The sequence below is a fragment of the Chryseobacterium sp. TB1-D10 genome (genome assembly GCF_059803555.1).
This window is the reverse complement of record NZ_JAPFHB010000010.1, coordinates 188,025-200,742: the sequence shown is the minus strand read 5'-3', so window position 1 is coordinate 200,742 and position 12,718 is coordinate 188,025. Positions and strand designations below refer to the sequence as shown.

Here is a 12,718-nt window from a genome sequence, read left to right as displayed (position 1 = left end):
CAAGTCTTTTATCCGAAAATTAATACTTATTTAATAAGTGCCAATCTTCTCATATTTCCCTGTTAGGCTTCTGCGCTACCAATACTCTCGTTTTGGTTCTGCAAATATAGGGTGGAATAATCATCGCTTCCAAATGAAATTAACAATGCGTTTACAATTGTGTAAAACTACCGTAATTAAACAACTGTAAAACAGTAAGATAAAAAGCGTTTTAAAGTTATCCACATTATGTTAAATAGCGTTAAATGGATGAGAAAGCCTGATTTTATGGGATTGCGACAGGGATAGTAGCGGATATCCTTTTGCTTTTTTTGTTGATGGAGTGGGAAAAATGACTTGATAGAGAATCGTTATTTATATATAGTTCGTTGCAACTATGCCAAAAAAAGGAAAAGATAGTAGCGGATAGCCCGGTAACAAAAATAGCGCGGGGAAAGAAATGGCTTTTTGGCAGTTGCCCAAATATTGAAATTGATGACCTAGCCAAAGATTGGATTGAATCTGTGTATTGAAATTTAGATTCGGTTTTGGAACTTTACATACCTATTATATATATAGTATGCGAGTGATAATCCTAAAGTGTCGGCAACAGCGTCTAAGATTTCCAGTGAACGGCCCCACTTCATTACATCCTGAAGAATTTCTGTGAGTAATGCATAGGAAATGAGAATGAGGAAATAGTAAAGTAAGGATACTTTTGGGAAACGAACGCGGAAGAAAAATCCGAGGAGGAAAAATATGGTAAAGTGGATGATCTTGTCTATATGTTGGAACATAAAGGGATACTCTTTGTTCTCTATCCCCGGACGTAAAAGCATATAAGTAAGAAATGCCCAATAAATGGGCAATGTGATCTTACTGTATTTGTTTATGAGATTATCCAACAACTTCCTGGTATTCTTCTGCGGATAACAATTTGGTGAAGTCTGCGTCTTCAGCAACTTTCAATTTGATGATCCAGCCTTTTCCGTATGGATCTGTATTGAGTAGTTCCGGCTGATCTTCCAACTCTGCGTTCACTTCCAAAACTGTTCCCGGAATTGGCAGGAAAAGGTCGGAAACGGTTTTCACGGCTTCTACACTTCCGAAAACGTCGCCTTCGTTCAGATCTTCGTCAACAGTGTCAACATCTACGAAAACGATATCACCCAATTCTCCTTGAGCATAATCTGTAATTCCGATGGTTGCTGTGTCGCCTTCAACTTTGATCCATTCGTGGTCTTTGGTGTACTTTAGTTCTGATGGTGTGTTCATTTCTGTTGATTAGGTTTTGGCAAATTTAATTATATAATTAAGATATAACAATAGAATAAAAATAAATTACAAAAAAAGAGTAAACAAAATTGTTTACTCTTTTTAGATATTAGAAGTTAGATTTTAGAAATTAGATTCTAATCTCCAAACTTAATTATTAATTTGCTCCTGATCCTCCAAATGTCAACGTTGCTGTAATACCTGCTCTGGTTGTTGATAATGGGAATGCTGTAGAGATCTTATATTTCGTCATCATCTGATCGTAGAAGAATTTCAGGTTCAGGTTTTGAGACATATTGTAGTCTGCAGATAACTTGAGGCTGAAGATCTTCTGACCTCCTGTAATCTGCGACTCATCTATCAGGATGTTTGTAATAGTTGTTTTGCTATCTCTCATAGATAAGTCTGCTCTCATGTTCAGATCACTTTTCACATTTCTGGTTTTGCCCTGATAATTGAGACGGATCTTAAGATCTTTCAAGATATAGCCGTAACCAACTACAAACTCATTTCCTGCTTCCTCCGTCAATGTTGTGTTTACTAATCCTAAAATATAGGTTCTGTCTCTGTTGTAATTGAAACGGAACTGCATATTGTTTCTCATCGTTACATCAAAACCGATTAGCGGATAGAAAGATTCTGTGTATCCAACTTGTGAGAATGTGTAAGGATTGTATCTATTTCCATTGGAGTCATAGGCTGTCTCAGCATTATTCAAATCTCTATTGTAATAATCGATACTAGATTGGACTCCTGACATTGTAAATGTTGAAACATAAGAGTGCAAAACATCAAACTTGGAGAACATACTGTTTACGATTGGTAAATTTCTAAGTCCTGAATAAACCAATTTCCAGTTTGGCAATGGTGTTTTCGCTTTAGTGGGATTACCCATTTGCTTCGGCGATTTACCTTCGATTGCTGCTTTGAAAGCCGGAATCAAGATATAAGAATTACTTTTTGAGTACCCTGCCGTAAATCCTTCTCTGTCTCGGATACCTTCATACTGCTGAGAAATTGCCAGTGCATTATCTTTTATTGATTGATAAAGTGCAGCTCCGTCTTTGAAAGAAGTATTAAACGTCCAAGCTGTATTGGAATAAGTAATCATTTCTGTTCCGAACGCATCTCTGTATCCACGGTAATCTTCCAGTTCATTCACCCGGTAAACATTGTAACCGCCCTGGATATAATTTCTGCTGTAAGTTTGAAGCACATTGAAATCTATTCTAAGATCATTTGCCGGCATTATCTGTAAATTACCAGTAAGTGTTCTGTTATTAAGTTCAGAATAAGCATCACTCATCAATTCTGAGTTAGAAACCCAACCGTTTTCAATGACTGTTCTTCTGATATCAGATTGAGAACCGAGTAAGAATCCAATCGTTGGTCCGCCCAGAGTCTGTCCCACTCCATAGAAGTTAGGTGCTGATAGTAAACCTGGCAGTACAATTCCATTATTCTCATTATAATTAAAATCTAACTGCTTGAAGGATGTCAATGCATAAGCTACAGCCTGAATTGGGGTTAACTTATTTTTGAATTTGTATGTTTTGAACTTGAACTTGTTATTTTTCTTCGTGAATGCTGTGTTATAAACGTTGTTAAGAGAATCTATCTCCTGACGGCGTTTCTGCATTGTTTCAGAAATTTTCTTGAAATATCCAAACTTACCAAAGAACTTCGGAATGTCAACTGTAGAAGTTGCAACGATGGCATTGGTATTTTGAGAAAGGTTTCCAAGATTTTCTGTTTCTAATCTGGCAGCTGTAGATCTCGCATTCCAGTTGTATTGGAACTGATAGCTTAATTCTGCATTAATGAAATCCAGATATGGGAAATATTCAAATGGCAATCTATAGTTCAACTGTGCTCTGTGGTTATATAAAACTGGACGACCCGCTCGGAAAGGATTTCCAAAGATCGAACGGTTGTTCATAGAGTTCACATCAATCTGATCATTCAATGTTTTTGTTTCGGAATTGATTTCCAATTTCAAAGATTTGGTAAAATTGAACCCTAAACTGTACTGCCATCCGAAGAAGAAGTTTCTGTTTCTGATGACATCGAAATCTGAACCTCCATTTCCGGAAAGTAATGCATCCACATTTCTGTACTCCAATTCATTATAATTTCTATCTAAGATCGTTCTGAAAGATAATCTCGTCGGAACTGGATTGAAATTAAATTCCTTGATCCATCTCAAATATTTATATGACTTCGCTGTATCGCTGATCATATTATTAAATGGCTTCAAAACATACGGTTTGAAGGTGTAGTTATACTCTACAAAACCTTTCAGATATTGTCTGTAATTTCTTTTTGTGTAAACATCGCGGTAGAAATCATCGTTGTAGATTGCTGTTACACTTAAGTTTTCTACATCATAGAATTTCGGTTTTTTGTCCGGATTCATTCTGTCTTTTCTCATGTTCACAACACCAATACTTCTCTGTTGTGTGTAGGTACTCACCACTTTTTTCAGTTCGGCTTCGTTCGGAGCTTTGGTAAGTTCTACATCATTATCCAACGGATTGTATTTTGGATTGGTCATCGTCTGTGTGTAAGAATAGTTCACAGGGATTTTCATTCCTGCTTTTTCAGGTAAGAATTTGTCTACATTCACAGTGGTGTTGATACTGAAAGCTGAATTATCATCCTGAGATCTTTCTGATGGTTTCTGATCTATCGCTCCAAATCCTACAGAAGCGTAAGATGCATTGGCATTTACCATTGCGAAATCTCCAAGGTTGAAATTAAGGCTTGCATTACCTGCGTATCCACCTTTGTTTTCGATTTCGGAAAGACGGATTTCGTTTACCCAAAGAACAAGTGTTTTAGGATCTGCTTTTAGATTTTTTGCCGGTTGATCTGCTGGAACTGTATTTCTAACACCGATCATTATTGTTGTGACATTTCCAATACTTGGCCTACCTTTTACATAGATCTTTTTATCACTATCTCCATATTCCGTATATAAATATCTTTCTGAGATATTCTGTGTGGAAGATCTTATAAGTTCGTCTCTTTTTAATTTGGCATTTACAAAGTTTTCTAATTCTAAGTTTACATCGTTTTCTGTTGGCCAAATATCTAATGGTGATGTTGCATTCTTTGCAGTATATTTTAGTGATGCTTCATACTCATAATAATTATCTACGGCATCACTACCAAAACGAATAAAGAATTTTGCATTTGGATCATAATCATTAGTATTAGAAGTTACTTCAGTAGTTTGATTTTCCGCATGTAAAAACAACTGTAATTTCTTATAACGGCGCATATCAAGACTTGTATTTTTGAAAACACCTCTTGCTTCTCCGCTCAATTTGTCTACTTTCATGTAGAGAGATGATTCGTTTTGTCTTTGTGCTCCCGCATTTCCACTCAAAACCTGTCTGTCTATTCCCGGAGGCAAAACGTAAGGTGGTGTTCCTAATCCATTTTCTTCAAGATTTACACTTCCGATATCAAAATTCGAATTCTGATCAGCTACAGATGGATTATTTCCTTCCTGGTCTGCTGTAACATCAGGACTGAATATTTTATTTGAATATTTTCTCCAGTCTGATCTTACTAAGTCAAAAGATCCGAATCTAAGTGTGGAAGTCTGATCGAAACCTTTCATTAATAATCTTGCAAACCTTACATTATTAAGAACGGACTCGCCGGAACCATCAACAAAAGGATTCGCATTTCCAAATTCTACACCATCATAATTCGCAACCGGAATCCTGAATAGATACCATTTTACTTTTTTGGATTGTCCGTTTTCAAATTTAACATCTACTTCTTTTACATCCACGATTTTGTTTTCACCTAAAACCAAACTGCTAGGCGCAAGATCAATGGTATATTGATTATAATTCTCAGTTTGATCCAGGTTATAATCTCTATTCACATCTTCCGCGTCAGGCGTTTGTGTGGACACTTCCAAAGTATTCGCCGCAGAGTTGCCTTCCGGTCCACGGAAATATTTATAACGTTCTGTCAAAGATGATGCAAGATCTCCAGTAAATCTGTCTGACATGTAGAATACAAAGTTATCAGAAGCCGGATCCAGCTCATTGGTAACGGGATTCACAAAATTAACTCCAAATTTTTCCTGCTCCTGATTTCCGTTAAGACCATCATAACCAAGATCCTGCTGTGTTCTCTCATCGCCTTCTGAGGAGAAAGCATAAAGGATCGGGAATTGATTTGGCTGAGTTCCCCAATTTGTACTGGAGGTATTGCTGGCGACACTTGCCGTTGGCAATCCGTTTTCGTATTGCAGTTTGCCATCCTTCAATACATCTTCGGAAACGTTTCCTAATTGTAGCAATAGTTTCGGATCATTACCCAAAGTGCTGCCATCTGCGTGAGGATCCTGTAGCCAAAACTCGACATAATCTATATTGGATGTTATAAAGTTGGTCACAGAAATTGGTCTCATAAGTCCTGCCCATCTTTGAGAAGTTAATTCATTAGTTGGATTCACATTATAAGGACCTCTCTGTTCCGGATAATAGGTAACATCAAAAGTATTAAGAAGCGTTTGCTCTCCTGCCACATAATCTCTATTATTATAAAGCTCCTTCATCTGAACTCTTCTGGATGCAAAGTTAGAAAGAGCTGCTGCATTGATTCCGCTTGGTGCATTTCCCCCAACACCGTAGAATCTCGGGTCAATGGTGTACCAAGATAAGAGTCCTCTTCCGTTTCCGCTGTTTAGATTATTATTATCAACAGTTTGTGGGAAAACAGCCGGGTCATCTTTGTTCTTCTCCGGACGAGACGCCAGACTCCACATCGCAGGCTCTTTCAAAGAAATTTTGGAAGTCGTCTGCTCGAAGTCGTCAATGTAAGATTGATCATTGATACCCTTGCTTTGCCCAGGAATCAAATAAGCTCCTTCCGCTTTGAAGTTCAGATTCGAAGGTGCTTCTGTATTGATGAAAGGTATTTTATCAGTTAGTCTCGTCAGGAATGGCAATTCATTATTATACATCATATTGAAGCCTGCCATCGTATTGCTCACTGCTTCCTGACCGTAATTCACTTTTTGAGTCAATGGTCTTTCAGCATAATTTACTACTGTGGCTCCAACTGTTAAATGGTCGCTGAATTTTCTTTCGAGATTAAGTCCCCAGAAACTCTTTCTCTGCGTATTGAAGGTCAACTGGTTTTCTAATGAAATATTGATTGCCTGTCCGGATTGTTTAACGGTTTCATTGATGATTGTTACTGTTCCCAGCATATAATCAACGGTATAATCTACACCTTCTACAAGCTGTGCTCCGTTTGCAGTCACCCTTACAGAACCCTGCGGAACATTGATTGCGCCAAGAGAAATCCCCTGACCTTGCGTGCCTTTGTAACGGCCTTCAATAGTATAGCGTTGCTCCTGCGGTAACTGTGCTTTGAACTTGGTATATAGATCCTGCATTAAAAAACGTGATTTTTCAGCATCTGGATTTGTTATAATACCATTAAGATAATCAACGAAAGGTTTTGATTTGGTAAATATTAATTTTCCGTTTTCTGCATCTACCGTAATCCCATTCACAAAATCGAAAACACCATCGCCTCTGGTTCCATCTGCGTTATTCTGCAAATCTCCATTCACATTAAGACGATCCCAATTGAAAACTCTTAAAAGGTTGGCATCAGGAGGTAATCCATTATTATAATTAACTCCTGGAAGGTAATTAACTTTTCCTCCAGAATTTTGGTCTTTGTAATAAACATTCAACAAGAAATCCTGTGGCTGAATCTGATTGGTATTAAGAGAATAAATATTCTTCATCATCAGATCCCACATTGGAGATGTTGTAGTTGTTATTGCATTAGATTTTAAAAGCTTCGTAATGATCACTGGATTCTCTTCTGAGAACTCTCCTACTTTGTAGACTGTACCGGATCCATTAATTGTATAAGAATAAGAAACTGCCAAAAACTGATTGTCATTAAGCCTTTGATTCAATGACATATAACCCAATTGTGTATTGAATTTATATTCGGAAGTATTCAGCTTTCTAGCCTTTGTGTTGGTAATATAATGTTCGCCAGAAGTATAAGGCTCTGGATTTCCTTGTGAATTTGGAAAACTTCTACCTGCTAAAGTACTGTATGCTGTATTGATATCTCTGGAAGTTCCTAAAGTAGACGCAATCTGATTATATAAATTATTATTTGTGTTGCTAGGTGTTACACCATTCCTATCACCCAAATCTCTAATACCCACAATTGGTTTCTGAGTTTCCAGATTAGCTCCGCCCTGATCCAATACCCAAACCTCCATTCTCGTAATATTGATTCTGGAATTAATCAATGGATAATTTTCTAACGCCGTATTATAATTATCCAAAAAGTAATGTCCTAAATAATAATGCTGGTTATCTTCGTAATCGTAAGCATTGATTTTGAAAGTACTCATCGTACCGCCACCTTGTGCAACGATGGTTTTCGCTTCACCCTGCTGCTGAGAAAACACCAAAGTTCCGGTTGTTTTCCCCAACTGGAATTCTGTTTTTAAACCGAATAATGATTGTGATCCACGAATTAAACTTGTAGAGAGTGGCATACTGATGTTACCAACCTCTACTCTTTTGATAATTTTATCTTCAGGATCCTGTCCTTTTTCATTAAGACCTTTATTCATAAGATCTTTCCAGGAACCTTTTGCCTGCCAAACCATATTCATACGGTTTTCAAAAGCAAATCCACTTTGTGTATCGTAATTGGCTTTCAACTGAAGATTCTCACCGACTTTTCCGGTAATCCCCAACTGGATTCTCTGCTGGATATTAATCGCAAAACTTTTTCTGTTCTGTGGAAGAATCAATGGATTATCAATTTTCTGGGACAAAACTCCTAGATCAAAAGATGCAAAACCTTGCGGGATCAACTCGATCTTGTTGCTGCCAAAGATATTTTCGAACATTTTGTTCTTAATCGTGATCGATGGGATTAAGCCTTTTTTCTTCGCATCACTCTGATCTTTTCTTTTTGACAAATCGTTCAGAAGTGATTTTTCTTCGTAATAAGAACGAAGATTGTTCTGCATGGTGTAGTTTTTGTATTCTTCAAACGTCATTGCGATTGGAGCGCCTACAACAGTGTTCCCGACTTTTGGATACAGATAATACATTCCTGTTCCGATATCGTAGAAGGCATCATACCGAATAGGATTGGCCAGACTGAAATCTTTTCGAATGCTTACTAAACTATCGGACGGCACTTCCTGTGCAAAAACGTTTGTAAAACCTACAAAAACTAAAAAAAGGAGGGTTAATTTATAAAGGTAAATATTTTTCTTCACTTATATTTTTTTAAGAAATTGATGACGATTATCATCAAATGTTAAATGTTCTTTAAAATCTCTTTCACTAATTCTTCTATCGTGACTTCCGGATTCTGCTTCATAATTCTGTCTGCAATCTTCTCGGTCACTTTCCTTGAAATCCCTAAAACTTCTAATGCTGATAACGCTTCATTTTTGATTTTATTGTCCACCAAATTAGAAAGTTTGTCTTCCGAAATGCTGAATCCACATACTTTATCACGAAGATCTATAATAATCCGTTCTGCTGTTTTCACACCTATTCCTTTTACTTTTTGAATGACGGCGCTGTTGCGGGAAAGAATGGCATTTGCAGCATCGGACAAGCTGAGCGAAGATAGTAATATTAACGCAGAAACAGGTCCAACACCATTAACACTTATTAACAGGTTGAACATCTCTTTTTCCTCTTTGCTGAAAAATCCGAAAAGCAAATGTGCATCCTCGCGAATGATCTGTTGAATATATAGAAAGACCTCAGAATTCAACTTCATGTTTTGGGAAGTTTGCAAGCTTAGACTTACATAATATCCGATTCCATTAACTTCTACGACAGCAAATGTTGGCGTGAGTTCCATAACCGAACCTCTTAAAGAATAAATCATCGAAATACAAAAATTAGGGTTTTGCGAAGATATAAATTAACTCAAAGAAAAAAGCCATCTTAATAGTTAAAATGGCTTTTTATCTGTATAATATTGAAATTAATTTACTTTTTATCTTTCATCTGCGCATCCAAAACTGCGATCGTTGCAAGATTTACAATTTCGTCCACGCTGGATCTCATTTGAAGAACGTGAACAGGCTGATCCAGTCCCATCAGAATTGGTCCGATGGTTTGAGCGGCTTTCATTCCTCTAATAATTTTATAAGAAAGATTGGCACTTTCAAGATTTGGGAATACCAAAACGTTTGCAGGATTAGTTCCTAATTTTGAAAAAGGATAATCCGCCAGGTGATCACTGTTCAAAGCAAAATCTGGTTGAATTTCTCCATCAACCACCATTTTTGGATATTTTGTATGAAGGATTTTTACGGCTTCTGCCACTTTTTTGGAAGAATCTGCTTTCGCTGAGAAATTTTCGTAGCCTAACATGGCGATTCTTGGTTCAATAGCAAAAGATTTAACTGTAATCTCAGCCATTTTTGCAATATCAACCAGATCTTCTGCCGAAGGATTTTTATTAATGGAAGTATCAGCGAAGAATAATGGTTTCTTTTCAGTCAGGATCATCATCATTGCTGCCACTTTGTTCACACCTTGTTTTTTAGGAATGATTTCCAGAATAGGTTTCAGGATTGATGAATAACTTTTGGAGAACCCAACGATCAACGCATCTGTATCGCCGTGAACCAACATTAATGGTCCAAAATAATCACGTTGTCTTACATAGCGTTTTGCTTTGTACTCATTGATTCCTTTTCGGTTTCGAAGATCCCAAAGTGTTTTTCTGTATTTTTTGCGGGTTTCTTTGTTTTCGTCATCATTCGGATCGATGATCGGAATATCCAGATCCATCCCGAACTCCTCCATTCTTTCCTTGATGAGTTTTCTGCTTCCTAGCAAACTTGGATAAGCAATCCCTTCTTCCTGTAGAATTTGTGCCGCTTTCAGAATGTTATACTCTTCTCCGTTTCCAAGCGTTACTCTTTTCGGGTTTGCTTTGGCGCGGTTTTGCATCATTCGGACAAGTTTTTCATCTCGTCCCATTCTGTCTAATAATTGATTTTCGTAAGCTTCGAAATCCTCGATTGGTTTTCCGGCGATTCCACTTTCCATAGCTGCTTTTGCCACGGCAATAGAAACTTTTGTGATCAATCTGTTATCAAATGGTTTCGGAATAAAATATTCTTTCCCAAAGCTCATATTCGTTACATTGTAGGCCAGTTTTACCATTTCAGGAACTGGTTCTTTTGCGATTTCTGCCAAGGCATAGACTGCTGCCAACTTCATTGCTTCGTTGATTCCTCTTGCCTGAACGTCCAATGCGCCACGGAAAATGTATGGAAAACCAAGAACATTGTTTACCTGATTAGGATAATCACTTCTTCCCGTTGCCATCATTACGTCTGGTCTTGTTGCCAATGCCAGATCGTAGCTGATCTCTGGATCCGGATTTGCCAGTGCAAAAACGATTGGATTTTCTGCCATCGAAAGCAACATCTGTGCAGACATCACATTTCCTTTTGACAAACCGATGAAAACATCTGAACCTTTGATAGCGTCTTCCAAAGTATCAATATCGGTTTGAGCTATGAAATCCAGTTTCTCGGGTGTCAAGTTTTCTCTTCTTTGGTTGATGACACCTTTGCTGTCACACATAAAAATATTTTTTGGATCAAGGCCTAATGAAATGTATAATTTCGCACAAGCTACTGCAGCAGCTCCAGCTCCATTGATCACCATTTTCACTTCCCCGATTTTCTTTCCTGCAATTTCCAAAGCGTTGATCAAAGCAGCTGCAGAAATAATCGCTGTTCCGTGCTGATCATCGTGCATCAATGGAATGTCCAATTCCTCTTTCAGTCTTTGTTCTATATAGAATGCTTCCGGCGCTTTGATATCTTCTAAGTTGATCCCACCGAAAGTTGGTGCAATCGCTTTTACAGTTTCTATGAATTTGTCAGGATCTTTTTCATTGATCTCGATATCAAAAACATTGATGCCAGCGAAAATCTTGAAAAGCAAACCTTTCCCTTCCATTACAGGTTTGGAAGCTTCGGGACCAATGTCGCCTAAACCTAAAACCGCTGTTCCGTTGGAGATCACGGCAACAAGATTTCCTTTGGAAGTATATTCGTAAACTTTTTGAGGATCATCGTGGATTGCCATACAAGGCACAGCAACTCCTGGAGAATAAGCTAGCGAAAGATCTCTTTGCGATGAGTGTGGTTTTGAAGGAATAACTTCGATCTTACCTTTTGGTTCCTGACTGTGATAATCTAAAGCGGCCTTATCGAAAGCGATCTGATCTCTTGAATTTTTTGACATTTTTAATTTCTTTTGAGTGGATTTATCTTGGTTAAAATATGACCCACAGGTTTTTATTATGACTTTGCTGCGTAAGGGCGGAGGGCATTGTTGGAGCTCTTTTTTGTTTTTGACTGAAAATTTCTTTCGAAAACCTTAATACCAAAAACAAAAAAAGCGACTGCCCGTAGACCGGCCCGCTTGTTTTTGCGTTACTGAAAATTTCTATTGAAAGACCAAGCGGCAAAGCAAAAACAAAGGGATACGCCCAAATACTGATGCAAAGTTAAAGTTTTGGAATGATATAGTCACGATGATAATTTACCAGACTTTCTATTGGTTTCTGAACTACGGTTCCGATTTTCAAATGGAAATCCGAAGCGGCTGCGCGAAGAATATCCTCGAAAAAGTAGGCAATTGAGCCGATGAAATTGACCTCGCTCTGGCGGCACTCTTCGTACGGCATCACCTGAAACTCAAGGAAGTTCTTGAGTTCTTTGTAAATGAAATTCTGAAAATATGGGTGCGTTTTTCTATCGACAATGAAGCGTGTGAAATCTGCCATATAAGCGTTCGCCCGCGGATTGTGGTACATATTTTTGAGCAAATCATCGATGTTCAACTGATAAATCTCAGTAAACTGCTGATGCAAATCCGGCGGTAATTTCTTCATAAAATAATGACGCACCAATTGCTTTCCCAGCGCACTTCCGCTGCCTTCGTCGCCAATTAGAAATCCTAAAGACGGCAATTCGGTTTTGACTTTTTCGCCATCAAAATAACAGGCGTTGGAACCGGTTCCGAGAATACAGACAATTGCCGGAACACCTCTGTAAGCTGCATAAGCCGCCGCCAAAAGATCTTCTTTGATATTGACCTGAGCATTAAGAAAAACTTTTTGAATCTCTCGCTCGACAATCAATCTGTTTTCGGGCGTTCCGCAACCGGAGCCGTAGAAGAAGATGTTTTCTATGTAATCGTGGAATTTGGAAAGTGCCTGATTATTTTCCAGTTCGGGCGCAATCAATTCCGCTTTTATAATATTAGGATTGAAACCGATGGTCTCGGTCTTGAGTACTTCTGTACCATCATTTTCCAGGATAACCCAGTCACATTTTGTAGATCCTCCGTCAACAATAGCAATCATAGTTTGTAATTTAAAATGCTAA

General features: G+C 37.9%; 6 protein-coding genes. All 6 read right to left on the bottom strand.

All coding sequences use genetic code 11. From position 1 onward, the window contains the following. Nucleotides 1-515: 515 nt before the first annotated feature. The 6 genes from OPU68_RS15105 to OPU68_RS15080 all read right to left on the bottom strand — a co-directional run bounded on the left by OPU68_RS15105 (nt 516) and on the right by OPU68_RS15080 (nt 12,696). Nucleotides 516-818 carry a VanZ family protein gene (locus OPU68_RS15105; protein WP_498474791.1) on the bottom strand — a complete coding sequence of 101 codons (303 nt, stop codon included), beginning with the start codon at nt 816-818 and terminating at the stop codon, nt 516-518. Between the two features lie 58 nt (nt 819-876). Next, the gene (gene gcvH, locus OPU68_RS15100) at nt 877-1,254 is read right to left on the bottom strand and encodes a glycine cleavage system protein GcvH (RefSeq protein WP_498474790.1); all 378 of its coding nucleotides are present in this window, start codon (nt 1,252-1,254) and stop codon (nt 877-879) included. A gap of 157 nt (nt 1,255-1,411) precedes the next feature. After that, nucleotides 1,412-8,557: a T9SS outer membrane translocon Sov/SprA gene (gene sov / locus OPU68_RS15095; RefSeq protein ID WP_498474789.1), complete on the bottom strand. Its 7,146-nt coding sequence runs from the start codon at nt 8,555-8,557 to the stop codon at nt 1,412-1,414. A gap of 41 nt (nt 8,558-8,598) precedes the next feature. After that, nucleotides 8,599-9,183: a Holliday junction branch migration protein RuvA gene (gene ruvA, locus OPU68_RS15090; protein WP_498474788.1), complete on the bottom strand. Its 585-nt coding sequence runs from the start codon at nt 9,181-9,183 to the stop codon at nt 8,599-8,601. 104 nt (nt 9,184-9,287) lie between these two features. Beyond that, the gene (locus OPU68_RS15085; protein WP_498474787.1) at nt 9,288-11,570 is read right to left on the bottom strand and encodes an NADP-dependent malic enzyme; all 2,283 of its coding nucleotides are present in this window, start codon (nt 11,568-11,570) and stop codon (nt 9,288-9,290) included. A 265-nt stretch (nt 11,571-11,835) separates the two neighbouring features. Continuing rightward, complete coding sequence (locus OPU68_RS15080; RefSeq protein WP_498474786.1) at nt 11,836-12,696, bottom strand: ATPase; 861 nt, start codon at nt 12,694-12,696, stop codon at nt 11,836-11,838. Between the last annotated feature and the right edge of the window lie 22 nt (nt 12,697-12,718).